Origin of the sequence: Nocardiopsis sp. NPDC006139 (genome assembly GCF_040614155.1) — a bacterium.
Classification (GTDB): Bacteria; Actinomycetota; Actinomycetes; order Streptosporangiales; family Streptosporangiaceae; genus Nocardiopsis; species Nocardiopsis changdeensis.
The window spans coordinates 68,905-92,331 of record NZ_JBEXTT010000017.1; the positions used below are offsets into that span (position 1 = coordinate 68,905).

Annotated in this window: 21 protein-coding genes; 13 read left to right on the forward strand and 8 right to left on the reverse strand. The window is 75.2% G+C overall.

The annotated features are described in order from the left end of the window. Positions 1 to 29: 29 nt before the first annotated feature. From ABZ249_RS21745 to ABZ249_RS21760, 4 genes are all read right to left on the reverse strand, one after another. Positions 30 to 2,894 carry an AAA family ATPase gene (locus ABZ249_RS21745; RefSeq protein ID WP_355265809.1) on the reverse strand — a complete coding sequence of 955 codons (2,865 nt, stop codon included), beginning with the start codon at positions 2,892 to 2,894 and terminating at the stop codon, positions 30 to 32. 45 nt (positions 2,895 to 2,939) lie between these two features. After that, positions 2,940 to 4,127, reverse strand: coding sequence for a globin domain-containing protein (locus ABZ249_RS21750; protein WP_355265812.1), 1,188 nt, complete (start codon positions 4,125 to 4,127; stop codon positions 2,940 to 2,942). 215 nt (positions 4,128 to 4,342) lie between these two features. Further along, positions 4,343 to 4,804: an Rrf2 family transcriptional regulator gene (locus ABZ249_RS21755; protein ID WP_355265815.1), complete on the reverse strand. Its 462-nt coding sequence runs from the start codon at positions 4,802 to 4,804 to the stop codon at positions 4,343 to 4,345. 87 nt (positions 4,805 to 4,891) lie between these two features. Next, positions 4,892 to 5,536 (reverse strand): hypothetical protein, encoded by a 645-nt coding sequence (locus ABZ249_RS21760; RefSeq protein WP_355265818.1) that lies wholly within the window; start codon positions 5,534 to 5,536, stop codon positions 4,892 to 4,894. Between the two features lie 189 nt (positions 5,537 to 5,725). On the opposite strand from ABZ249_RS21760, the gene ABZ249_RS21765 reads away from it, so the two are divergent. Then, a complete protein-coding gene (locus ABZ249_RS21765) occupies positions 5,726 to 6,868 on the forward strand; it encodes a histidine kinase (protein WP_355265821.1) in 1,143 nt (380 codons plus the stop codon). Further along, positions 6,865 to 7,470, forward strand: coding sequence for a response regulator transcription factor (locus ABZ249_RS21770; RefSeq protein ID WP_220559832.1), 606 nt, complete (start codon positions 6,865 to 6,867; stop codon positions 7,468 to 7,470). The genes ABZ249_RS21765 and ABZ249_RS21770 overlap by 4 nt, the downstream gene beginning before the upstream one ends. Before the next feature lie 14 nt (positions 7,471 to 7,484). Here ABZ249_RS21770 and ABZ249_RS21775 read toward each other — a convergent pair whose 3' ends face one another. After that, entirely contained in the window at positions 7,485 to 9,083 is a 1,599-nt protein-coding gene (locus ABZ249_RS21775; protein ID WP_355265824.1) for an MFS transporter, read from the reverse strand. A 414-nt stretch (positions 9,084 to 9,497) separates the two neighbouring features. Here ABZ249_RS21775 and panB point away from each other — a divergent pair, with 414 nt between their 5' ends. Continuing rightward, positions 9,498 to 10,343: a 3-methyl-2-oxobutanoate hydroxymethyltransferase gene (gene panB, locus ABZ249_RS21780; RefSeq protein ID WP_220559830.1), complete on the forward strand. Its 846-nt coding sequence runs from the start codon at positions 9,498 to 9,500 to the stop codon at positions 10,341 to 10,343. A gap of 195 nt (positions 10,344 to 10,538) precedes the next feature. Continuing rightward, entirely contained in the window at positions 10,539 to 11,579 is a 1,041-nt protein-coding gene (locus tag ABZ249_RS21785; RefSeq protein WP_355265827.1) for an LLM class F420-dependent oxidoreductase, read from the forward strand. A 55-nt stretch (positions 11,580 to 11,634) separates the two neighbouring features. Here ABZ249_RS21785 and npdG read toward each other — a convergent pair whose 3' ends face one another. Both npdG and ABZ249_RS21795 read right to left on the reverse strand, forming a co-directional pair. Further along, on the reverse strand, positions 11,635 to 12,330 hold the full coding sequence (npdG, locus tag ABZ249_RS21790) for an NADPH-dependent F420 reductase (protein ID WP_220559828.1): 696 nt from the start codon (positions 12,328 to 12,330) through the stop codon (positions 11,635 to 11,637). A 46-nt stretch (positions 12,331 to 12,376) separates the two neighbouring features. After that, positions 12,377 to 12,565, reverse strand: coding sequence for a hypothetical protein (locus tag ABZ249_RS21795; protein WP_355265830.1), 189 nt, complete (start codon positions 12,563 to 12,565; stop codon positions 12,377 to 12,379). Positions 12,566 to 12,671: 106 nt separating this feature from the next. Between ABZ249_RS21795 and map the strand changes: the two genes are divergently transcribed. The 9 genes from map (at position 12,672) to ABZ249_RS21840 (ending at position 22,376) form a co-directional block, all read left to right on the forward strand. Beyond that, complete coding sequence (gene map / locus ABZ249_RS21800; protein ID WP_220559826.1) at positions 12,672 to 13,523, forward strand: type I methionyl aminopeptidase; 852 nt, start codon at positions 12,672 to 12,674, stop codon at positions 13,521 to 13,523. A gap of 44 nt (positions 13,524 to 13,567) precedes the next feature. Next, positions 13,568 to 14,365 carry a HEAT repeat domain-containing protein gene (locus tag ABZ249_RS21805; protein WP_355265834.1) on the forward strand — a complete coding sequence of 266 codons (798 nt, stop codon included), beginning with the start codon at positions 13,568 to 13,570 and terminating at the stop codon, positions 14,363 to 14,365. 60 nt (positions 14,366 to 14,425) lie between these two features. Beyond that, entirely contained in the window at positions 14,426 to 15,259 is an 834-nt protein-coding gene (locus ABZ249_RS21810) for a M55 family metallopeptidase (RefSeq protein ID WP_355265837.1), read from the forward strand. A 70-nt stretch (positions 15,260 to 15,329) separates the two neighbouring features. Continuing rightward, positions 15,330 to 16,700, forward strand: a complete 1,371-nt coding sequence (locus ABZ249_RS21815) for a M20/M25/M40 family metallo-hydrolase (protein WP_355265840.1) — start codon at positions 15,330 to 15,332, stop codon at positions 16,698 to 16,700. A gap of 74 nt (positions 16,701 to 16,774) precedes the next feature. Next, positions 16,775 to 17,737, forward strand: a complete 963-nt coding sequence (locus ABZ249_RS21820) for an LD-carboxypeptidase (protein WP_355265843.1) — start codon at positions 16,775 to 16,777, stop codon at positions 17,735 to 17,737. Positions 17,738 to 17,859: 122 nt separating this feature from the next. After that, a complete protein-coding gene (locus ABZ249_RS21825) occupies positions 17,860 to 18,126 on the forward strand; it encodes a helix-turn-helix domain-containing protein (RefSeq protein ID WP_220559820.1) in 267 nt (88 codons plus the stop codon). Between the two features lie 84 nt (positions 18,127 to 18,210). Then, the gene (locus tag ABZ249_RS21830; RefSeq protein ID WP_355265846.1) at positions 18,211 to 19,461 is read left to right on the forward strand and encodes a sulfotransferase; all 1,251 of its coding nucleotides are present in this window, start codon (positions 18,211 to 18,213) and stop codon (positions 19,459 to 19,461) included. Positions 19,462 to 19,675: 214 nt separating this feature from the next. Further along, positions 19,676 to 21,643 carry an acyl-CoA dehydrogenase gene (locus ABZ249_RS21835; RefSeq protein WP_355265849.1) on the forward strand — a complete coding sequence of 656 codons (1,968 nt, stop codon included), beginning with the start codon at positions 19,676 to 19,678 and terminating at the stop codon, positions 21,641 to 21,643. Positions 21,644 to 21,734: 91 nt separating this feature from the next. Then, positions 21,735 to 22,376 carry a PadR family transcriptional regulator gene (locus ABZ249_RS21840; RefSeq protein WP_355265852.1) on the forward strand — a complete coding sequence of 214 codons (642 nt, stop codon included), beginning with the start codon at positions 21,735 to 21,737 and terminating at the stop codon, positions 22,374 to 22,376. 179 nt (positions 22,377 to 22,555) lie between these two features. On the opposite strand, the gene ABZ249_RS21845 is transcribed toward ABZ249_RS21840, so the two are convergent. After that, on the reverse strand, positions 22,556 to 23,395 hold the full coding sequence (locus ABZ249_RS21845) for an ABC transporter permease (RefSeq protein WP_220559816.1): 840 nt from the start codon (positions 23,393 to 23,395) through the stop codon (positions 22,556 to 22,558). Between the last annotated feature and the right edge of the window lie 32 nt (positions 23,396 to 23,427).

The window sequence follows — 23,427 nt, forward strand, 5'->3', positions numbered from 1 at the left end:
CCTTTACGACATAGATCACATATCGGACATCAGACCAGGTTCAGGTCCCGGGCCTTCGCGGCGGCCGCGCCGCGGTTGGCCACCCCGAGCTTGCCCATGAGGTTGGACATGTGGACGCTCACCGTCTTGGCCGAGATGAACAGCTTCTCCCCGATCTGCCGGTTGGTCATCCCCAGGGCCGCCAGGCGCAGCACCTCCGCCTCCCGCTGTGTCAGCCCCGCCGGGGCCTCCCCCGCGGCCCGCGTGCGCGGCCGGGGCAGGCCGTGTGCGCGGCGGACCCGGTCGGCCAGCTCCGCGAACAGGGTCAGGCCGCTCTCCCGGGCGGCCCCCTCCGCCTCCTCCAGGTGTGCGGCGGCCCGCTCCGGCTCCCCCGCCCGGGCCGCGGCGCGCGCCGCCGCCAGCAGCAGGTGCACGCGGTGGAAGCGGTGCTCGCGCACCTGCGGCAGCAGTCCCTCCAGGGTCCGCAAGGCCGCGGCCGCGTCCTGCGAGGACTGGGCCGCGGCCTGGTCGCGGACCAGCCGGTCCACCGGGTGCGGCATGTCCCGGGGCAGCGCGGCGGCGGCCTCGCGCAGGACCGCGGTCAGGTCGGCCGCCCGTTCCCGCCATTCCGGCTCGTCGCGCATCATGTCCACCACCTCGGCCACGGAGGAGAGGTTGCTCATGTACCGGCCGTCCAGGTGGGGGGCGTCCCGGTCGCCTTCGTCCAGGAGGCGCCGGGCGATACCGGCCGCCGTGTCGAACCGCCCCTCGACCGCCGTGCGCATCATCTCCGTGAAGCGGATGGGCGTGTACTCCGTCGGGGAACTGCTCTCCTCGGGCAGCAGGCGGCGGAACTCCTCCAAGGCCCTCTCCGCGCCCGCGGCGTCCTGCCGGTAGAAGGCGAGCTGCTGGATCAGCGTCCACGTCCGGGCCCGGATCAGCCGGTCGCCCGCGGCCGGGTCCAGCAGCCGCTCGCACTCCTCCACCCGCAGCTGGTAGAAGCGGCTCAGCCCCATGCTCAGGCGGAACGCCGGGCCCTGGGTGCGCGCCAGCCCCAGCTCCCCGGTGCGCTCCAGGCCGCGCCGCGCGGTGTCGTAGGCCTCCGCCGCCCTCCCCTCCGCGGAGAGGGCCCCCGAGAGGTTGATCCACCCCCGCAGCTCCGCATGGACGTAACCGGTCGCGCGGGCGAGGGCGATGCCCTCCGTGAGCAGCCGCAGCGCCCTGTCCGGGTCCTCCTGCGGGGCCAGGCTGCCCAGGGTGACGAGCACGTCGGCCTCACTGCCCCGGTCGCCGGCCTCGCGGGCCGTGCGCAGCGCCCTCTCCGCGGAGTGGCGGGCCCGGGTGGGGTGGCCGCGCACCATGAACGTGGACGCCAGCAGCGCCCCGGCCGCGGCCTGGTGGGGGTCGCCCCTCTCCATCACCACGAACGCGTCGGCCAGGTCCTCCAGCGCCCCGTCGCTGCCCAGGTCCTTGTAGGCGTAGGCGCGGACGTAGCGCAGGCCCGCGATGAGCGCGCGGTGCGGCGGGGGCTCCTTGACGCCCGGGTCGTGGTGGCCGGTGACCCCCAGCTCCTCCAGGCCCTCGGTGGCGTAGTCCACCGCGCGGCGCAGCGACCCGGCCAGCAGGCACACGGCGGCCGCCAGGCGCAGCACCTCGGCGCGGGGCGCGCCCACCCGTTCGGCGGCGTCGGGGACGAGGTCCCACAGTTCCAGGACGCGTTCGAGCAGGACCAGCCGCTCGGGGTGGGCGGCCGCGTCGGCGGCGTGCCGGGCCGCGGCCCAGGCGGTGGACAGGGCCAGCGGCTGGTCCCCGGCGGCGTGCGCGTGGTGGGCCAGTTGCAGGGCGGTGCCGGCCGCGTCCAGCCCCGGCACCCCCCGCTGGAGCGCTTCGGCGTAGCGCCGGTGCGCGCGGATGCGCTCGCCGGGCAGCAGGTCGGTGTAGACGGCCTCGGCGAGCAGGGCGTGCCGGAACACGTACCCCTCCGCCGTGGCGCGCAGCACCCGCGCGTCCACGGCCGGGCGCAACGCGGCGTCCAGGGCCTCCTCGCCGGTCCCGGCCCGGCGGGCCACCGCGGACAGGAGGGTGTGGCCGATGCGGTCCCCGGCGGCGGCGATCAGCCCGACCACCCGGCGGGTGTCGTCGGGCAGCCGGTCGACGGCGGAGGTCAGCAGCTCGCGGGGCCCGTCGGGCAGCGGACCGCCCGGTCCGTCCAGGAAGGCCTCCACGAACAGGGGGTTGCCGCCGCTGCGCTCGTGCAGCAGGTCGGGGTCGGCGGGCGGGTCGCCGCGCAGGGCGGTGGCCTGGGCGGCGACCTCGTCCCGGCTGAACGGTTCGAGGTCCAGGCGCGAGACCCGGGGCAGCCGTTCGACCTGGGGCAGCAGGCGGCGCAGCGGGTGGGTGCGGTGCAGGTCGTCGGTGCGCACGGTGGCCACCAGGTGGACCGGGGCCTCCCCCAGGTTGCTCATCAGGAACACCAGCAGGTCGCGGGTGGAGGCGTCCGCCCAGTGCAGGTCCTCCACGACGACGAGGAGTCCGTCCCCGCGCGCCCGCTCCTCCAGGAAGGTGAGGACGGACTCGAACAGCCGCGCCCGGCCGGTGCCGTCGGCCTCCGGGACCGGGCCGGCCCCGGGCACCGGCCCGGCGCCGCCGTCGCGGGACAGGTCCCGCAGCAGCGCGGTGAAGGGCGCGAAGGGGATGCCGTCGCCGCCGAGTTCGAGGCAGCCGCCGACGGCGGTGCGGCCCAGCGGCGTCCGGTCCCGGTACTCGTCGACGAGCCGGGTCTTGCCGATCCCGGCGTCGCCGCAGACCAGCAGGGCACGGGCGCCCTCGGACCGGACGCGGTGGGCGTCCTCGACCAGGGCGGCGAGCTGGCGGTCGCGGCCGATGAACACGGGGCGGGGGGAGTCGTCCTGCATCCCGTCACAGTACGGCGTCCCGCACCGCCCCGCACCGGGCCGCGGTCAGGCGGTGCCCTGCCACAGGTCGGGGCCGAACACCTCGTAGCGGACACGCCGGGCGGGGACCCCGGCGTCCAGCAGCCGGGCGCGCACCCCGCGCATGAACGGCAGGGGGCCGCACAGGAACGCCTCCACCCCCTCGGGGACGTCCACCCCGGACAGGTCCATCCGGCCGGTGCGGTCGCCGCCGCCGGTCTCGTACCAGGTGAGGGCGCGGGCGCCGGGCAGCGCGTCGACCAGGGCGGCGACCTCGTCGCGGTGGGCGTGGTCCTCGGGCGAGCGGTCGGCGTGCAGGACCAGGACGGGCCGGGTGTCGCCGCGTTCGGCCAGGCCGCGCAGCAGGGCGACCACGGGGGTGCAGCCGATCCCGGCGGAGGCGAACAGCAGCGGGTGGTCGCCGCCGGGCAGGACCACGTCGCCGGCCGGGGCGGACACCATGAGGGTGTCGCCGGGGCGGGCGGTCCCGTGCAGGAGGGTGGAGACCTCCCCGGCGGGGGCCGACCCGGCGCGCAGGCGCTTGACGGTGATGCGGCGGCGGGTGCCGTCCCAGCCGGTGAGGGTGTACTGGCGGGCCTGGCGGACGCCGTCGGGCATGCGCACCCGGACGCTGACGTACTGGCCGGGGAGCGGGGCGGGAGGGGTCCCGGCGCCGTCCCCGGGTTCGAGGGTGAGGCTGACGGTGTCGGGGGTCTGCTCGCTGCGTTCGGTGACGGTCCAGGGGCGCCACACGTCGCGGCCGGTGGTGTGCCCGGCGTCGGCGTACAGGCGCGCCTCCAGGGCGATGAGGGCACCGGCCATGAGCCAGTAGACCTCGTCCCAGGCGGCGACCACCTCGGGGGTGGCCGCCTCGCCGAGCACGTGGGCGATGGCGCCGAACAGGTACTTGTGGACGACGGTGTACTGGTCCTCGGTGACGCCGAGGGAGGCGTGCTTGTGGGCGATCCGGCCGAGCAGGGCGTCGGGTCGCTCGCCGGGGTGGGCGAGCAGGGCGGAGGCGAAGGCGGCGACGGCCCCGGCCAGGGCGCGGCGCTGCTCGCCCGATGCCTGGTTGCCGCGGTTGAAGAGGCCGTCCAGGAGTTCGGGATGTTCGCCCAGCATGGTGTCGTAGAAGCGGGCGGTGACGGCGTCCAGGTGTTCCGCGACGACGGGCAGGGTGGCCCGGACCGTGGCGGCGGACTCGGCGGAGAGCATGCGACCTCCTCGCACTCGTTAATTTGCATCTGAAATGCACATTAAGAGCGGCTCCGCGACCCCCTCCGCCGGGGCCCGGCCGGGCGGGGCCCCGGGCGGGGCCGGGTGCCCGGCGGGCGGCGCCGGGGCCAGGGTCTTCGGTCCCGCGGGCGGTGGGGCGCGGGTCCCCGGCGGGGCCGGGAAAGGTCCGCGGCGGGGGTCCGCGGAGAGCTCGGTCACATTCCGGAGGCGTCCCGATCGGGCGTTTCCGGGCGCAGCAGGACCAGGGTCTCCCGGGCCGGGGACGACACCAGGGACTCCACCGTCACCTCGTCGAGGGAGGCGTAGAACGCCTCGCGGGCCCGGTGCAGGGCGCCGCGCAGGCGGCAGGCGGCGCGCAGCGGGCAGGGCGGGTCGTCCTCGCACCCGGCCAGGTCCCCCGCGCCCTCCAGTTCGCGGACGATCGCGCCGACCGGGGTCCGCCGCCCCCGCGCGGTGAGCCGCAGGCCGCCGCCCCGGCCCCGGCGGGCCTCCACCACTCCCAGTTCGGACAGGCGCGCCACCGCCTTGGCCATGTGGGTGTAGGGCACCGAGGTCATGTCCGCGACGGCGCGCGTGGTGAGGAGCTCGCCCTCCCCGGCCACGGCGAGCCGCATGACCAGGCGCAGGGACACGTCGGTGAAGGCGGTCAGGCGCATGTCCGCGAGCGTAGCCGCACCCTCCGGGCGCACGGCGCTCCGCGCCCGGGGCGGGCGCGGAGCGCGGGGCGGTGCGGGCGGTGCGGTTCAGAGGCGGAAGACCAGTTCGGCGGCGACCCAGACGTCGACCACGCCGCACCACTCGGCGAAGGAGCGGGACACCGCGCGGTCCTTCCACAGGTGGTAGAAGTCCCAGAACCCGTGCAGGAGCCAGCCCGCCGCGATCAGGTAGCGGGCGGCCTCGGGGTCGACCGCCAGGCCGACCAGTCCCAGCCCGCCGAAGAACAGCATGCCCAGCGCCTGGATCCGGTACGTGCCGGGGCGGAACAGGTGCCCGTCCAGGGCCGACCAGACCAGGACCAGCAGGGCCAGGGCGGTGAAGACGGTGGAGGGCGCGGCGAGTTCGGTGGCCCGCAGGACCGTGACCACCACGAAGGAGGCGAGGACCAGGGGCCAGGTGAGGTACCGGTACTTCTCCCCCACCTTGGCCATGAGCAGGTAGATCAGGGGCAGCAGCGGGAGGATCTCGGCGTAGCCGTACGCGGCGTCGGCCTCCCCGCCCCCTCCGCTGCCGAGGACGGCCGCGGAGAGCAGCGCCACCGCGGTGGGCCAGCGGGCGAGCAGGAAGCGCCCGGCCCGGCGCGGGCCGCTCTCCCCGGACCGGCCGGCCCGGGGCCCGGGCCCGGCGGTCCGGGTGCCGTTCGGTTCGGGTGCGGTCTCGTACGCGTTCACGGGAGGTCTCCTCTGCGTCGCCCTCCGGTACCCGGAGGGGGTATCTTCCGTCGTGTCTCCAGACTCCTCCCGGCGGGCCCCGCCCGGTAGTGCCGGACCACCGGCGTCGGCGTGCGCGCGTCACCTCCCGGCATGACATCCGTCATGCGCCCCCTGCCGCGGCCCCGGGCCCGCTGCGACAATGGCCCGGTGGACACTGCCGACGACGGACCCGGGACCGGGGGCCTGCGCCGCTTCACCTGGTGGAGCCTGGCCGGGGTGACGGTGGCCTTCATGGCCCCGGTGCTGGCCCCGCCCCTGTGGGACCCCGGCCTGTCCCCGTGGGCCGCGGCCGCCGGCGGTGCGGCCCTGGCCCTGACCTCGCTCTCGCTGTTCGCCCTGTTCGGCCGCCGCCTGGCCGGCGGGACCGACGGCCCCTTCCCGGCCGGGTGGGCCGCCGCGGGGTGCGCGGGCGCGCTGGCCACCGCCCTGGTCCTGTGGCCGCTGGACGAGGTGCTGTGGTCGGTGGCCCCCGCGACGGTGGCCGCCCCCGTGGCGATGTTCCTGCGCCCGCGCCCGGCCTGGGTGTCCGTCGCCGCGGTCGCGCTCGCCCTGGCCGTGCCCGGGCTGCTGCGCGGGTCGGACGCGTTCGGGGTGCTGTTCCCTCCCGGGCTGGCGCTGGTCGTGGCCTGGGCGGTGCTCGGCCTGCTGTGGACCTGGGACGTCGCCGCGCGCCTCGACGAGTCCCGGCGGCTGGCCGCCCGGCTCGCGGTCGCCGGGGAGCGGCTGCGGTTCGCCGCCGAGTTGCACGACGTGCAGGGCCACCACCTCCAGGTGATCGCGCTCAAGGCCCAGCTGGCCGCCCGGCTGGCCGGGACCGATCCGGAGCGGGCCGCCGGGGAGATGCGGGAGGTCGCCGGCCTGGCCGCCGACGCGCTGCGCGACACCCGCGCCGTGGTCCGGGGCTACCGGGGCACCTCGCTGGAGCGGGAGGTCGCCAACGCCGCCAGGGTCCTGGAGTCCGCCGGGATCCGGGTGCGCTCGTCGGTGGAGGCGGTCGAGGGCGGGGGCGACGGGGTCCGGGGGCTGCTGGGGCTGGTCGTGCGCGAGGCCACGACCAACGTGCTGCGGCACAGCCGGGCGGGCGAGGTGGAGATCGCCCTGCGCCCCGAGGGCGACGGCGTACGGCTGCGGGTCGCCAACGACGGCGCCGACCCCGCCGGGGGCGGCGACGGCACCGGCCTGCGCTCCCTGGCCGAGCGGGTCGGGGCCGCCGGGGGCACGCTGACATGGGACGACACGGGCGGCTGGTTCACCGTGACCGCCGTCCTGCCCTGGGAGGGGAACGGATGAGCATCCGGCTGCTGGTCGCCGACGACGAGGACCTGCTGCGCGGCGCCCTGGCCGCCCTGCTCGGGCTGGAGCCCGACCTGGAGGTCGTGGCCCAGGCCGCCACCTCCACCGAAGCGGTGCGGCTGGCCCGCGCGCACCGGCCCGACATCGCGGTCCTGGACCTGGAGATGCCCCCGGCGGACGGGCTGCGGGCGGCCGAGGAGATCCGGGACGACCCCGGCTGCCGGGTGGTGCTGGTGACCCGGCACGCCCGGCCCGGCGTGCTGCGGCGCGCCCTGCGGGCCGGGGCGAGCGGTTTCGTGCCCAAGACCACCCCGGCGGAGCGGCTCGCCGAGATCCTGCGGGAGGTGGCGGCGGGCCGCCGGTACGTGGACCCCGACATCGCCGCGTCCGCGCTGACCGAGGACGACTGCCCGCTCGGGGAGCGGGAGCTGGAGGTGCTGCGGCACTCCCGGGGCGGGGCGTCCGTCAACGAGATCGCCGCCCGGGTGCACCTGGCGCCCGGGACGGTGCGCAACTACCTGTCGTCGGCGATGGGCAAGCTGGGGGTGTCGTCCCGGCACGCGGCCGCGCACCGCGCCTGGGAGGAGGGCTGGATCTAGGCGTACCGGCCCACTCAGCCCTGGCCGTCCGCCTCGGGCGCGGGCGTGCGGGGCCCGTCCGCGGCCTGGTGCGCTCCGGCCTCGCGCGGCATCCACACCAGCACGATGACCACCCCGACGGCCGCGCAGCACAGCGACACCAGCGCCGCCGCGTGCAGCCCCGACAGGAACGCCTCCTTGGCCGGCGCCACGAGCGCCGTCCCCGCCTCGCCCAGGCTCCGGGCCACGGCCATGGTGGCCTCGATCGACTCGCCCGCCGCGTGCAGCCCCGGGTCGCCCGGGTGCGCGGCGGAGCCCTCCTGCGCGGCGGCCTCCTCCAGGGCCGGGGTGATGTCCGCCCGGTAGCGGAAGGAGATGACCGCGCCCAGCACCGCGACGCCCATGGCGGTGGCCACCTGGCGGACGGTGTTCTGCATCGCCGAGGCCGCGCCCGCCTTGCCGGGCGGCACCGACGAGACGATCGCGTCGGTGGACGGGGTGAGGACCACCGCCATGGCGCTGGCCTGGGTGAAGAAGAAGACCAGGATCAGCCAGAGCGGGGTGTCCGCCTCCAGCAGGGTGAAGAACGCCAGGCTGGCGCAGACGATGAGGATGCCGGTTGCGGCGACGGCGCGCGGCCCGAACCGCCGGACCAGGTTGGGGCTGAGCGGCGCCAGGAGCATCTGGCCGACCGCGGCCGGGAGCACCAGCAGCCCGGCGACGAACGGGCTGAACTCGCGCACGCTCTGCCAGTAGAAGCTCATGAAGAAGATGAGCCCGGACATGCTGAAGAACATCAGCATGACGGTGGCCATGGCGACGCTGAACCGCGGGTTCCGGAAGAACCGCACGTCCAGCGACGGGTTCTCGGTGCGCGACTCGTGGAACAGGAACAGGGCGACGACCGCCACCCCGGCCAGCAGGCTGCCCCACACGTCGGGCCCGGCCAGGGAGGAGCGTTCGCCCGCGGTGATGATGCCGTAGATGAGCAGGACCAGGCCCGGGACGGACAGCAGCACCCCGGGGACGTCCAGGCGGCCGGGGGCCTCGTCCCTGGACTCCGGGACCAGGAAGTACATCAGGGCCAGGCCCAGCAGCACGAACGGCACGTTGACGAGGAAGATCGACCCCCACCAGAAGTTCTCCAGCAGCAGGCCGCCCGCCGACGGCCCGATCGCCATGGCCAGCCCGACCGAGCCCGACCACAGGCCGATGGCGCGGCCGCGCTCCTCGGCCGGGAAGACGGCGGTGATGATCGACAGGGTCTGCGGCATCACCATGGCGGCGCCGAAGCCCATCACCGCGCGGGCGGCGATGAGCTGCTCGGGGCTCTGGGAGTAGGCGGACAGCGCCGAGGCCGCGCCGAACACAGCGAGTCCGGCGGTGATCATCCGTCTACGCCCCCACCGGTCGCCCAGGACGCCGAAGGTGAACAGCATCCCGGCGAAGACCAGGGTGTAGGAGTTGATCGCCCAGGCCAGCTCGGACTGGCTGGCGCCGACCCCGAGCTCGGGGTCGGAGAGGGTGCGCAGGGCGACGTTGAGGATCGTGTTGTCCGCGACGAGCACCAGCAGGCAGATGATGAGGACCGCCAGTCCGCCCCACCGCCGTCGATAAGCCGTCCCAGCGTCCACGTGAGCACCCTCGTTCTCCACGAACCCGTCCGCGCGCGGGCGGAGGACCCGCCCGACGGGATCGCCATGGTAGCGGCCTGGCCCTCCCGGCCCCGCGGCGCGCTCCCGGTGACCGCGACCGCCCGGCGGGGGCGGGCGGCGTGACGCACGCCCGTCCGAGAGAGGGGGGCACGGGGGAAGTTCCCGCCCCGGGTCCCGGTTGTATCCCGAAGGAAGCGGACGCGCGCGACCGTGCGATGATGCACACACGGCACGCGGGCCCGGCCCTTCCCACCGCCGACGGCGGCGGCCGGAGCCCGACCGCCCCCGGCCCCGCGGGGCCGCACATCCGCCGCGTCCGCGCGGCGCACATCTATTTCGTCCACACGTCCGGGGACACCCACGCGGTGCTTCGAGACAACGGAGGAAGACATCATGAGCACCACTGACAAGACCCCCTCCGCCCTGTACGGCGGGGTCACCAACCGGCGCGTCACCATCCGCGACCTGGCCGCCGCCAAGCGGCGCGGCGAGACCTGGCCGATGCTGACCGCCTACGACGCCCTCACCGCGCGGGTGTTCGACGAGGCGGGCATCCCCGTCCTCCTCGTCGGCGACTCGGCGGCCAACGTCGTGTACGGCTACGACACCACCGTCCCGGTCTCCGTGGACGAGCTGGTGCCCCTCACCGCCGCGGTGTCCCGCTCCACCAAGCGGGCGCTGGTGGTGGCGGACCTGCCGTTCGGCTCCTACCAGGGCTCCCCCGAGCAGGCCCTGGCGACCGCCTCCCGGTTCATGAAGGAGGGCGGCGCCCAGGCCGTGAAGCTGGAGGGCGGCCACGCCGTCGCCCGGCAGGTGGAGCTGCTCGTTTCGGCGGGCATCCCGGTGATGGCGCACCTGGGCCTGACCCCCCAGTCGGTGAACACGCTGGGCGGGTACCGGGTGCAGGGCCGCGGCGAGGCCGCCGCCGCCCTGCTCAAGGACGCCAAGGAGCTGGAGCGTGCGGGCGCGTTCTCCGTCGTCCTGGAGTGCGTGCCCAGCGACCTGGCCGCCCAGGTCACCGAGCAGCTGGGCATCCCGACCGTGGGCATCGGGGCGGGCAAGGCCACCGACGCCCAGGTGCTGGTGTGGCAGGACATGGCCGGTCTGAGCCCGCGGGTGGCCAAGTTCGTCAAGACCTACGCCAACCTGCACGACACGCTGCGCGACGCGGCGTCGGCGTTCGCCGACGAGGTCGTCAACGGGGTCTTCCCCGACGCGGAGCACTCGTACGCGAGCTGACCCGCGGGTCGTCCCTCGCAACGGACGCCGGCCGGGGCACCCGCCCCGGCCGGCGTCCGCCGTGTGCGTCCGGTCCGGGCGCCGGGGTGCCGGATTCATGTGAGGCGGGACACGAACCGAATCGTACTCGGGAGTAGAGTCGCCTCATATCCCAGCACCTACGCGGGCCGGGGCACCCGGCCCTTGGGAGGACGCATGCGCATCTCGATGCCGCTCCAGTACGCGGGCGAGCCCAAGGCCGCGGTCGACCAGGTGGTCGAACTGGAGAAGGCCGGGCTGGACACCGTCTGGGTCGCCGAGGCCTACGGCTTCGACGCCGCCACCCTCATGGGCTACATCGCCGCCCGGACCGAGACCGTGAACATCGGCTCGGCGATCCTGCCCCTGTACACCCGCACCCCCACGCTCATCGCGATGACCGCCGCGGGACTGGACCACCTGTCCGGCGGCCGGGCGATCCTCGGCCTGGGCGCCAGCGGCCCGCAGGTCATGGAGGGCTTCCACGGCGTCCCCTACGTCAAGCCGCTGGCCCGCACCCGCGACACCATCGAGATCTGCCGCAAGGTGTGGAAGCGCGAGGAGCGCCTCACCCACGACGGTCCGGTGTTCCGGCTGCCGCTGCCCGCCGACCAGGGCACCGGCCTGGGTCGGCCGCTCAAGATCATCAACCACCCCGTGCGGTCCGAGATCCCGATCTACGTGGCGTCCCTGGGCGTCAAGAACGTGGAGATGACCGCCGAGATCGCCGACGGCTGGCTCCCCCACCTCTTCATCCCCGAGAAGGCCGGCACCGTGTGGGGCGAGGCCCTGGCCGCGGGCGAGGGCAGGCGCGACGCGTCGCTGGGCCGGCTGGAGATCGCCGCGGGCGGCCTGCTCGCCATCGGCGAGGGCGAGGACACCAAGAAGCTGCTCGACCTCGTGCGCCCGATGATCGCCCTGTACGTCGGCGGCATGGGCGCCAAGGGCAAGAACTTCTACAACACCGTCGCCCGCCGTTACGGCTACGAGGAGGCGGCCGAGAAGATCCAGGACCTGTACCTGGACGGGAAGAAGGACGAGGCGGCCGCCGCCGTCCCCGAGGAGTTCGTGGAGCTGACCAACATGGTCGGCCCCGAGTCGTACGTGCGCGAGCGCGTGGAGGCGTTCCGCGCCGCCGGGGTCACCAGCCTCAACGTCATCCCGGTGGGCGAGGACCCGGCCGCCCTCATCGAGAAGGTCAAGGGCTGGGTGTCCTGACCCGGACGGGGCGCGGCGCGGGGCCGGGGGCGCTCCCCCGGCCCCGCCGCGGTGTTCACAGGCCGGTGATCCGGATCCCCGCGTGGGTCTTGTAGCGGCGGTTGACCGCGATGAGGTTCGCGGTGAGCGCCTCCACCTGGTGGGCGTTGCGCAGCCGCCCGCCGAACACCCCGCGCACGCCCGGGATGAGCTCGGCCAGGGCCCGCACCGTGTCGGTGGCGGCCCGGTCCTCGCCCAGCACCAGGACGTCCAGGTCCACGGTCTCCACCTCCGGGTCCAGGAGGATCACGGCGGAGACGTGGTGGAACGCCGCCGTGACGGTGCTGTCCGGCAGCACCGCGGCGGCCTGCTCAGCCGCGCTGCCCTCGGGCACGTCCAGCGCGAACGGGCCGCGCTTGTCGAAGCCGAGCGGGTTGACGCAGTCCACCACGAGCTTGCCCGCCAGCGGCCCGGCCAGGGACTCCAGCAGCTCCCGGTGCCCGTCCCAGGGAACGGCCACGATGACGATGTCGCCCTCGGCCGCGGCGGAGGCGTTGTCCAGGCCGCGGACGTCGATGGCGGCGGACTCGGCCTCCACCAGCTCGCGGGCGGCCTTCTCGGCGCGCTCGGCGCTGCGCGACCCCAGGTACACGGTGTGCCCGGCCAGGGCGAACCGGCGGGCCAGCCCGCGCCCCTGGTCGCCCGTGCCGCCCAAAACGGAGATGGTGCGCCCGGTGATGTCGGTGGTCTCAGGTGTGCTCACTTCGGTCATGCGCCGATCCTGTCAGAACCGGGTTCGGAATCCGGTGCGCGCCCCCTCACCACCTGTCCTTCTCGTCCTCGTCCTCCCAGTCGCTGTTGCGCTCGGCGGCGATGGTCAGCGCCCGCGCCGCCGTGGCCTCGTCCGGATAGGGCCCCAGGCGCTCCCGGTTGGGGCAGCCGGCCCCGTGCTCGACGGTGTTGTGCCTGAGGCAGTACCACCAGCCGTCTTCCTGTACGTCGGCCACCGCGTCCGCCTTTCCTCGTTCCTGGTCGGTCACCTACCCGGGCGGGGGTGTTCCTCACACCCGAGCGGCCGCTGCCGGCCGGCGCCACGAACTAGAATCCGTGTCCATGACTACTCCGCTGGTTCCCGGGCGCATCTCGCCGCAACGTTCGGTCCCCTCCCACATCGTCCGCCCCGAGTACGTCGGGCGGAAGCACCCCGTGGAGGGCGTCCTGGGCGACGTGCAGACCCCGGAGACCATCGAGCGGATGCGCGTGGCGGGGCGGATCGCCGCGCAGGCGCTGGAGGAGGTCGGCAGGCACGTCGTGCCGGGGGTGACCACCGACGAGCTCGACCGGATCGGCCACGAGTTCCTGCTGGACCACGGCGCCTACCCGAGCACGCTGGGGTACAAGGGCTACCCCAAGTCGCTGTGCTCCTCGCTCAACGAGGTCATCTGCCACGGCATCCCGGACGACACGGTGGTCTCCGACGGCGACATCGTCAACATCGACATCACCGCCTACAAGGACGGCGTGCACGGCGACACCAACGCCACGTTCCTGGCCGGGAACGTGTCCGAGGAGCACCGCCTGCTGGTGGAGCGCACCCGCGAGGCCACCATGCGCGCCATCAAGGCGTGCCGCCCGGGGCGGCGGATCAACGTGATCGGCCGGGTCATCGAGTCGTACGCCAAGCGGTTCGGCTACGGGGTGGTGCGCGACTTCACCGGGCACGGCGTCGGCCCGGAGTTCCACTCCGGCCTCGTGGTGCCGCACTACGACGACCCGCGCGCGGACACCGAGATGGTGCCCGGGATGACGTTCACGATCGAGCCGATGATCACCCTGGGCGGGGTCGACTACGACATGTGGGACGACGGCTGGACCGCCGTGACGGCCGACCGCAAATGGACGGCCCAGTTCGAGCACACCCTGGTCATCACCGACACCGGCGCGGAGATCCTCACCCTCCCGTAGCCGCTGTCCCCCGGCTCCCCTCCCCGTGCGCCCCCGGAGGTCCCATGGCGCGGTTCGTCCACCTGGCGCCCGCCGCTGCCGCCCGGCGCGCGGCGCGGTCCGGACTGCGCGCGAACCCCGGACGCGACGGGGGGCGCGGGGTGTACTGCTTCCCGGTGCTGCCCTCCTACACGCTCACCCACCAGTGGCTGCGCGAGCTGTCCCGCTGGAAGGACGCCCGGGGCATGGCCGCCGTGCACCTGCTGCTGCCCGACGGCGAACCCGTCCTGGTCGGGCACTACGGCGGCCCCGGGCGCCGGACGACCGCGGCCGGGGCTGTGGGCGCCGTCGCCGCGCTGGAGGACCCGCGCGGCTGGGAGGTGTTCGTGCCCCGGGCGGTGACCGCCCGGGAGGTGCGCGCGGTCCGGACCGTGCGCCGCGGGGTCGGCTGGCGCTACCTGCCCGGGGCCCACGGGCGGCCGCCGTGCACGTGCGCCGGCTGCCGGGTGCGCGGTGCGTACGGATCGCGGAGGCTGCTCGAACGCAGGCCCCATCCGGCGGACGGCCCCTGGCCGCCGCCCCGGGTGCTGCTGGAGCGCATCGACCGGGCGTCGGCCGACGGCGACGCGGCGGCGCTGTGCGCGGCGCTGGAGGGGTTCGGCCACCGGCGGCGCGGTCCCGTGGACCGGCTGCTCCCGCTGGCCGGCCACCCCGACCCGCGGGTGCGCTCCGCCCTGGTGTGGGCGGTCTGCGGGTGGTCCACCCCCGGCACCGGCGATCTGATCTCCCTGCTGGCCGCCGACCCCGACCCCGGGGTGCGGGAGGCCGCCGGGGACGTCCGGGAGATCCGCGGGGACCGGTAGTCCGAGCCTGTTCCGGCGATGTCTGGCGCGGTCAGTGCGGTGGGGGCTAGTGTCGGGCGGGTGAAGATCCTGATCTCCGCGGACATGGAGGGCGCCACCGGCGTCACCTGGCCCGCCGACTGCGAACCCGGCACGGAGCAGTGGCAGCGCTGCCGGGCGATGTTCACGGGCGACGTCAACGCGGCGATCGCCGGGCTGTTCGACGGCGGCGCCACCGAGGTCCTGGTCAACGAGGCCCACTCCACCATGCGCAACCTGCTGCTGGAGGAGCTGGACGGGCGCGCCACCATGATCACCGGCCGCCACAAGGAGCTGTCGATGGTGGAGGGCGTCCAGCACGGCGACTGCGACGGCGCCGTGTTCCTGGGCTACCACTGCGGCGCGGGCGAGGAGGGCGTGCTCGCCCACACCTACCTGCCCAACGCCGTCACCGGGGTGTGGCTGGACGGGGAGCCCGCGAGCGAGGGCCGGCTCAACGCCGCCGTGGTCGCCGAGTACGGCACCCCCGTCATCCTGGTCACCGGCGACGACCGCGCCTGCGAGGACGCCGAGACCTACGCCCCGTTCGCCCGCACCGTCGCGGTCAAGGAGTACGTGAGCCGGTACGCGGCCCGCTGCCGCCCGCCCGCGCGCACCGCCGAGGACATCCGGCTGGCCGCGTCGAAGGCCACCCTGCTCGCCGGGCGCCTGGACCCCGCGGAGCCCGTCACCCGGACCGTGGAGGTCGAGGTGGACGCCGCCCACCTGGCGCAGGCCGCCGCCCTCGTCCCCGGGGTCACCCGGACCGGGGCGCGCCGCGTCCGCTACACCTCGCCGGACGCCTACGAGATGATCCGCTGCTTCAAGACCGTCACCACGATGATCTCCCAGGCGATGGAGCAGGACTACGGCTGACCGGCCGCCCCGCGCCCGCTCCCGGACCCGCACACCCTCCCGCACCGCAGAACCGCAGAAAGGCCGCGCCGTGGCCCCCACCTCCTCCGCCACCGACACCGCCCGGGCCGGTGAGGACGCCGTCGTCCTCACCCGGGGGCTGATCCGCCGGGACTCCACCAACCGGGGCGGGGGCGAGGGGGACGAACGGGCCGCCGCCGAGTACGCGGCCGAGGCGCTGACCGACGCCGGGCTCGCCCCGGTGGTGCTGGAGTCGAAGCCGCGCCGGGCCAACGTGGTGGCCCGGGTGCCCGGCACCGACCCGGACGCGCCCGCCCTGCTCGTCCACGGCCACCTGGACGTGGTGCCCGCCGACGCCGCCGACTGGACGGTGCCCCCGTTCTCCGGGGAGATCGCCGACTGCCCCGTCACCGGGCTGCCCGCGCTCTGGGGGCGCGGCGCCGTGGACATGAAGAACACCGTCGGCATGGTCACCGCCGTCGTCCGGGAATGGGCCCGCGCCGGGGTGCGGCCGCGCCGCGACATCGTGCTGGCGTTCGTCGCCGACGAGGAGGACAGCTCCGAGCACGGCGCCGAGTTCCTGGTGCGGCGGCACGCCGACCTGTTCGAGGGCTGCACCGAGGCCGTCGGCGAGGGCGGCGGCGAGACCGTGTACGCCCGCGGCGTCGACGGGCGGACCGTGCGGCTGTACCCGGTGGGGGCCGCCGAGCGGGGCAGCGCCTGGCTGACGCTGCGCGCCGCGGGCACCGCCGGGCACGGGTCGCGCCCGCCCCGGGACAACGCCGTCGCGAGCCTGGCCGAGGCGGTCGTGCGGATCGCCGGCCACCGTTGGCCGCTGCACCCCACCCCCGTGGTGCGGGCCGCCCTGGACGGCATCGCCGCCGCCCTGGGGGTGGAGCGCGCCCCCGGGGACGCCGACACCGACGAGGCGGTGGAGGCGCTGCTGGCCCGGCTGGGCACGGCGGCCCCGCTGGTCTCCCCCGCCCTGCGCAACAGCGCCGCGCCCACGATGCTCTCCGCCGGGTACAAGGTCAACGTGGTCCCGGGCGAGGCCACCGCGGGGGTGGACGGCCGGGTGCTGCCGGGGGCCGCCGCGGACTTCGAGCGCACGATGGACGCGCTCACCGGGGACCGGGTGTCGTGGGAGTACGCGCACTCCTCGCCGCCGGTGTCCGCCCCGGTGGACTCGCCCGCGTTCGCCGCGCTGCGGGCCGCCCTGCTGGAGCAGGACCCCGGGGCGCACGTGGTGCCGGTGTGCCTGTCCGGCGGGACCGACGCCAAGGTGTTCGCGCGCCTGGGGATCGACTGCTACGGGTTCTCGCCGTCCTGGCAGCCGGAGGGCCTGGACTACACGGGGCTGCTCCACGGGGTGGACGAGCGGGTGCCGCTGGAGGGCCTGCGGTTCGGGGTGCGGGCCCTGGACCGCTTCCTGCGGGCCTGAACGGCCGAGCGTTATGGGTGGGCGCGCGCCGTCGGGGCGGGCGCGGCGATACCGAGATCCATGAGGGGGAACGCGTGACGGAACCGACGGCGGTGGCCGACCGGGGGGTGGCGGCGGGGGTCCGGCCGCCGAGGCTGCGCAGGGGCGACCGGGTGCGGCTGGTGGCGCCGTGCAGTCCGGTCCCGGAGCCGATGCTGGAGACGGCGGCCGAGGAACTGCGCCGCTGGGGGCTGGCCGTGGAGTTCGGGGAGCACGTGCGCGACCGGCACCCCGTGCTGCCGTACCTGGCGGGCGAGGACGCCGACCGGGCCGCCGACCTCCAGGAGGCGTGGTGCGACCCGGACGTGGCCGCGGTGTTCTGCGTGCGGGGCGGGGACGGGGCGCACCGGACCCTGGACCTGCTCGACTTCGCGGCGCTGCGGGCGGCCGCTCCCAAGGCGCTCATCGGGTTCAGCGACGTCACGGCGCTGCACGAGGCGTTCGCGGTGGAGCTGGGCGTGGCGACGGTCCACGGGCCGGTGATCGGCACCAAGTACTTCGTGGGCGACCCGGTGGCGCAGGAGGAGCTGCGCGTGACCCTGTTCGAGCCGGAGCGGCGCACGGTGCTGACCTCGTCGGGCGCGCACGCGCTGGTGCCCGGGCGCGCCGAGGGGGTGGTGTTCGGCGGGAACCTGAGCCTGCTCAACGACGGCCTGGGGACGCCGCACAGCCGGGCGTCGGCCGCCGGGGGGATCCTCATGCTGGAGGACGTCGGCGAGGACGTGGCGCGGGTCGACCGGATGCTCACCCACCTGCTGCGCACCGGGTGGACGGACGGCCTGGCCGGGGTGGTGCTGGGCACGTGGACCGACTGCCCGCCGGACCCGGGGGCGATCGCCGACCTGATGCGCGACCGCCTCGCCCCGCTGGGGGTACCGGTGCTGTGGGGGCTGGAGACGGGGCACTGCGCCGCGCAGCTGACGGTGCCGCTGGGTGTCCCGGCCCTGCTCGACGCCGAGAACGGCACCCTGGAGTTCGCCGTCCCCGGCCTGGCCTGAGCCGGCCGGTGCCGGGCGCGGCGCCCGGCACCGGCCGCGCCGGCGGGTCGGGCGGCCCGCCCGTCCGCGCCCTCGGATACCTATACCGGCGGAATCCGGGGCGGGAGTCTAGACTCGACGGCATGGTGAGAGAGCCGCTGACCCAGACCCAGATCGAACGCGGACGCCTGCTCGGCGGGCTGCTGCGCAGCGCCCGTGCCGACCGCACCATGGTGGACGTGGCCCGGCAGGCCGGGATCTCCGTGGAGACGCTGCGCAAGATCGAGGGCGGGCGCATCCCCACCCCCGCCTTCTTCACCGTCGCCGCCATCGCCGCCGCCCTCGACCTCTCCCTGGACGACCTGCTGCGCCGCGTGGACGACGCCGCCGCGGCCCCGGTGAGCGCCTGAACGAGGGCCCCTCCCCCTCTTTCGCCGGCGCCCGCCGCCGTGGTCTGATCCGGTGGCCGCACGTCCGCGACCGAAGGAGGACCAGTGGAGAGACCGTCTCAGAGCGTGCGCCCCGCGTGGTGGCTGGAACCCGTGAACGCGCTGCTCGCCCCGTTCGAGGGGCGGTCCGGGGACGGGGGGTCCTTCGACGCCGCGCTGCGGGCGGCCTCCTCCCGCAGCGGCCTGCCCCGGCTCCCCGACGAGCCCTTCCTGTCCGACCTGAAGGTCCTCCACGACGCCTGGCAGGCGTCGCCCGACCTCACCCCGGTCGGCCGGTTCGCCCTGCGGAGCGAGATCCGGCGGCGGCTGGAGACGCGCCTGCGCATGCTCCACCTGCTCGACGCCCGCCCCGAGGTCGCCGCCGAGACCGTCGACCGGCCGGTGTTCATCACCGGCCTGCCCCGGACCGGCACCACGTTCGGGCACGGGCTCCTCGCCCGACACGTCCGGGGCCGCGCCCCGATGCTGTGGGAGCTGCTGAGCCCGGTCCCCGACACGGGCAGGCCCGGGGAGCGCACGGTGGGCAGGCGCGAGCGCCTCGCCTCGGCCCGGACGCAGATCCGGGGCATGAACGCCCTGGGCCCGGGCTTCGCGACGATCCACCCCATGCACCCCATGGAACCGGAGGAGTGCGTCTTCCTCCTGCCGCACGGTCTGAACAACCACGTCCGCGCCCCCGTCCCCGGCTACCGCGCGTGGCTGGAGCGGCGCGACGCCACCCCCGACTACGTCTACCTCAAACAGCAGCTCCAGGCTCTGCAGTGGGGGCGGCCCGCACGGCGCTGGGTGCTCAAGTCGCCACTGCACCTGCCCAACCTGGACGTCCTGCTGTCGGTCTTCCCCGACGCGGTGGTGGTCCTGACCGACCGCGACCCCGCGCGGGCGATGCCGTCGTGGGCGAGCCTGACCGAGGCGGGGATGCGCCTGCACTGCCGCGGGGTGGACCCGCGCCGGATCGGCCGCGAGTGGCTGGACATCTGGGCGCGGGCCGCCGAGCGCGCCCGCGCCGTGCGGCGCGAGAGCGCCCCCGAACGCTTCCTCGACCTTCCCTACGACGAGCTGACGTCCGACCCGCTCGGCGCGGCCGAACGCGTCTGGCGGAGCCTGGGCGAGGAGTTCGACGCGGACAGCCGGGCCCGGGCGCTCGCCTACACGCGGCGGGACCGGCGCCGGAACCCCGGCGGCCACAGGTACGGGCTCGACCGCTACGGCCTCACCGCCGGGGAGGTGCGCGCGGCGTTCGGCCCGGACCCCACCGGCTCGGCCGCCGCCCGCACGGCCGCCTCCGGAGACTGAGGCGCCCGGGGGACCGCCGGTCCGGCGGTCCCCTCGCGGACCCGGCGACCCGCGCGGGGGCGGCCCCCGGGGCGGCGGACCTCTCCGGTCCGGCGCGGGGCCCTGGGGCTAGGTTGGGATCACACGCCCGTACCGGGCGTGTTCCCGACCCCTCCGGCCGCGCGGGTGGTAGGCACGAGGGGGCCGCGTCGACGAGGACCAGCAGGGGGAAGACATGAGCGAACAGGCGTTGCGGGTGGACGAGGCCGAACTCCGCGGCCTCCTGGACGGCCGGTGGGCCCACGTGCGCGAACGCGTCCGGGACGTCCTGCGGGGAGAGCTGTACGCCCCGGTGTACGGCCTGTCCGTGGAGGAGCACCGCGAGCGCACCCTGAAGCAGCTGCTCGCGCTGGCCGAGACCGACCTGCCCGGGTACGGCTTCCCCGCCTCCGTGGGCGGCGAGGACGACATCGGCGCCTCCGTGGTCGCCTTCGAGATGCTCGTCGCCGACCTGTCCCTCATGGTCAAGATGGGCGTGCAGTGGGGCCTGTTCGGCGGGGCGATCCGCGCCCTGGGCACCGAGCGGCACCACACCGAGTACCTGCCGCGGGTCATGTCCGTGGAGCTGCCCGGCTGCTTCGCCATGACCGAGACCGGCCACGGCTCGGACGTGCAGAACCTGCGCACGACGGCCACCTACAACCCGGTCACCGAAGAGTTCGTGATCGACACCCCCGACGAGTCGGCGCGCAAGGACTACATCGGCAACGCCGCCCGGGACGGCCGCATGGCGGTCGTGTTCGCCCAGCTGCACGCCGACGGCGAGGAGCACGGCGTGCACGCCCTGCTCGTGCCGATCCGCGACGAGCACGGCGACCCGATGCCCGGGGTGCGGATCGAGGACTGCGGCCCCAAGGCCGGGCTCAACGGCGTGGACAACGGGCGGCTGTGGTTCGAGGGCGTGCGGGTGCCCCGCGCCAACCTGCTCAACCGGTACGGCACCGTGGCGCCCGACGGCACCTACTCCAGCCCCATCCAGAACCCCAACCGGCGGTTCTTCACCATGCTGGGCACGCTGATCCGCGGCCGCATCAGCGTGGCCGGGGGCGCGGGCGGCGCCGCCAAGGCCGCGCTGGCCATCGCGGTGCGCTACGCCGACACCCGGCGCCAGTTCACCCGGCCCGGCGGCGACGGCGCGCCCGAGCAGGAGGTGCGCATCCTCGACTACCTGGCGCACCAGCGCAAGCTGCTGCCCGCACTGGCCCGGACCTACGCCCTGCACTTCGCGCAGGAGGAGCTGGTGACGCGGCTGCACGAGCTGTCGCGGGCACCGCGCCGCGACGAGCACGCCCAGCGGGAGCTGGAGTCGCGGGCGGCGGGGCTGAAGGCCGTCTCCACCTGGCACGCGACCGCCACCATCCAGACCTGCCGGGAGGCGTGCGGCGGCGCCGGGTACCTGTCGGAGAACCGCATCCCGCAGCTCAAGGCCGACTCCGACATCTTCACGACGTTCGAGGGCGACAACACGGTCCTGCTGCAGCAGCTCACCAAGGGCCTGCTGACCAACTTCCAGGACTCGTTCGGCGACCTGGACACGATGGGGCTGGCCCGGTTCATGGCGGGCAGGGTGTTCGAGACGGTGATCGAGCGGACCGCGGCGATCCCGCTGATCGACCGGCTCATCGCGGCCTCCCCCGGGCGCGACGGCGCCGACCTGTACAACCGGGGCTGGCACCTGGAGCTGTTCGAGGACCGGGAGGAGCACATCATCGAGGGCCTGGCCGGGCGGCTGCGCCGCGCCGGGAAGGACGGCGGCGACGCGTTCGAGGTGTTCAACCGGGCCCAGGACCACGTGCTGGCCGCCGGGCGGGCGCACATGGACCGGGTGGTGCTGGAGGCGTTCGTGGCCGGGATCGACCGGTGCGGCGACAAGGCGACGGCCAAGCTGCTCAACCGCGTGTGCGACCTGTACGTGATGTCCGTGATCGAGGAGGACCGCGCCTGGTTCCTGGAGCACGAGCGGCTGTCGACGGCGCGGACCAAGGCGGTGACGCGGGCGGTGGACGACCTGTGCCGGGGGCTGCGGCCGTACGCGGTGCAGCTGGTCGACGCGTTCGGGCTGCGCGACGAGTGGCTGGCGGCGCCGATCGCGCTGGGCTCCGAGCACCGGCGGCAGGGCGACGCGGCCCCGGCCCGCGGGTGATCGGGGGTGCGGCCCTGGGCGAGGGCCGCACCCGTCGGATAGAGTAGTCAAAGTTGATTAGCATTCCGTTGCCGAACGGGGAGGGTGTGGCATGTCGGCCATCCGGCTGCTGGTCCTGGGGGCGGTCCGCCTGCACGGCCGGGCGCACGGCTACCAGGTGCGCAACGACCTGGAGTTCTGGGGCGCCGACGAGTGGTCCAACGCCAAGCCGGGGTCGGTCTACCACGCCCTGAAGCAGCTGGCCAAGCAGGGCCTGCTGCGCGCGCACGACACCGCGCCCTCCACCGCGGGCGGCCCGCCCCGCACCGAGTACGAGATCACCCCGGAGGGCGTCGAGGAGTACTTCTCGCTGCTGCGGCGGGCGCTGTCCGCGCACGACGAGCGGCGGGACATGCTCTCGGCCGGCCTGGGGTTCATGGTGGACCTGCCCCGCCACGAGGTGATCGAGCTGCTGAGCGTCCGCGAGGAGGGGCTGAAGGCCTGGCAGGACTCGGTCAGCACCCACTACATCCCCGACGAGTACGCCGACACCATGGGCCATATCGGCGAGATCATGGGCATGTGGCTGGCCGTGGGCCGCGCGGAGGCGGAGTGGACGCGGCGGCTGATCGAGCGCATCGAGACGGGCGCGCACTCGTTCGCGGGCGAGGGCGGGAACCCCTTCGAGGGCGTGTTCGCCGAGGACAACCCCGAGCTCATGGCGGCCTGGCGGATCGGCGAGCCCCCGGCCTGACCCCGGCGCCCGGGGGGGCGTTGTCCGGGAGGGGCCGGGCACCGGCCCGGAGCGGCGTACGCGGTGCGGGAGAACGCCCGGGAGCCCGGGGGCGGACAGGTCGTCCTCCCCCGGGCGTGCGAGCGCGGGGCGGGTGTCCTCGGAATCCGGTCGGACCCCGCGGACACCCGCGGCCGGGGTCAGCGGGACAGGGACCGGAAGCGGGCCGCGGCCATCGGGCAGGCGACCAGGAGCAGCAGCACCGGCCACAGCACCGCCAGGAACAGGGCGTTCTCCGCCGCCCAGGAGGTGCCCGCCGCGCCGGGGTTGCCGAACAGGTCGCGGACCGCGGTGGCCGTCGCCGACATCGGGTTCCACTCGGCGACCGCGCCCAGCCACCCCGGCATGGCCTCGGGGGAGGCGAAGGCGCTGGAGGTGAAGGCCACCGGCCACACCAGGATCTGCACCGCCATCACCAGTTCCGGCCGCCCCACCACCAGCCCCAGCCAGACGCCGCAGGCCAGCATCGCGGCGCGCAGCAGGAGCAGCAGGCCCACCGCGCCCAGTGCCGCGCCCAGGCTGCCGTGCCAGCGCCAGCCGAGGGCGAAGCCGGCGGCGAGCACGATGAGCAGGCCCGCGACGGACTCCAGGAGGTCGGCGACCCCGCGCCCGACCAGCACGGCGGTGGAGGCCATGGGCAGGGAGCGGAACCGGTCCAGCACCCCGCGCTCCAGGTCGCGGGTGATGGCGGTCATCGTGCCCTCCAGGCCGAACGCCATGGTGAGCACCAGCAGGCCGGGGACCAGGAACTCGGTGTAGTCGCCGCCGCCGGCGACGGTCATGCTCCCGCCGAGGAAGAGCGCGAAGAGCACCAGCATCATCACCGGGAAGAGCAGCCCGATGACCGGGCCCCACGGGTTGCGGGCCCAGCGGGCGAACTCCCGGCGGGTCATCGTCCAGGAGTCGCCCGCCCAGCGGGCGAGGGCTCCGAGTTCCTCCTCGTGCGCCCGGGCGTCGTACAGGTCGGTCGTGCGTGTCATGTCCTTCTCCGATCGTCGTCAGCGGCCGGGGC

Bases quoted from the DNA above. Each gene is read 5' to 3' on its own strand.
- ABZ249_RS21840 (WP_355265852.1), top strand. From the start codon at position 21,735: ATGTCGGCCATCCGGCTGCTGGTCCTGGGGGCGGTCCGCCTGCACGGC.
- ABZ249_RS21750 (WP_355265812.1), bottom strand. From the start codon at position 4,127: ATGCTCTCCGCCGAGTCCGCCGCCACGGTCCGGGCCACCCTGCCCGTC.
- ABZ249_RS21770 (WP_220559832.1), top strand. From the start codon at position 6,865: ATGAGCATCCGGCTGCTGGTCGCCGACGACGAGGACCTGCTGCGCGGC.
- ABZ249_RS21745 (WP_355265809.1), bottom strand. From the start codon at position 2,894: ATGCAGGACGACTCCCCCCGCCCCGTGTTCATCGGCCGCGACCGCCAG.
- ABZ249_RS21825 (WP_220559820.1), top strand. From the start codon at position 17,860: ATGGTGAGAGAGCCGCTGACCCAGACCCAGATCGAACGCGGACGCCTG.
- ABZ249_RS21785 (WP_355265827.1), top strand. From the start codon at position 10,539: ATGCGCATCTCGATGCCGCTCCAGTACGCGGGCGAGCCCAAGGCCGCG.
- npdG (WP_220559828.1), bottom strand. From the start codon at position 12,330: ATGACCGAAGTGAGCACACCTGAGACCACCGACATCACCGGGCGCACC.
- map (WP_220559826.1), top strand. From the start codon at position 12,672: ATGACTACTCCGCTGGTTCCCGGGCGCATCTCGCCGCAACGTTCGGTC.
- panB (WP_220559830.1), top strand. From the start codon at position 9,498: ATGAGCACCACTGACAAGACCCCCTCCGCCCTGTACGGCGGGGTCACC.
- ABZ249_RS21835 (WP_355265849.1), top strand. From the start codon at position 19,676: ATGAGCGAACAGGCGTTGCGGGTGGACGAGGCCGAACTCCGCGGCCTC.
- ABZ249_RS21755 (WP_355265815.1), bottom strand. From the start codon at position 4,804: ATGCGCCTGACCGCCTTCACCGACGTGTCCCTGCGCCTGGTCATGCGG.
- ABZ249_RS21805 (WP_355265834.1), top strand. From the start codon at position 13,568: ATGGCGCGGTTCGTCCACCTGGCGCCCGCCGCTGCCGCCCGGCGCGCG.
- ABZ249_RS21845 (WP_220559816.1), bottom strand. From the start codon at position 23,395: ATGACACGCACGACCGACCTGTACGACGCCCGGGCGCACGAGGAGGAA.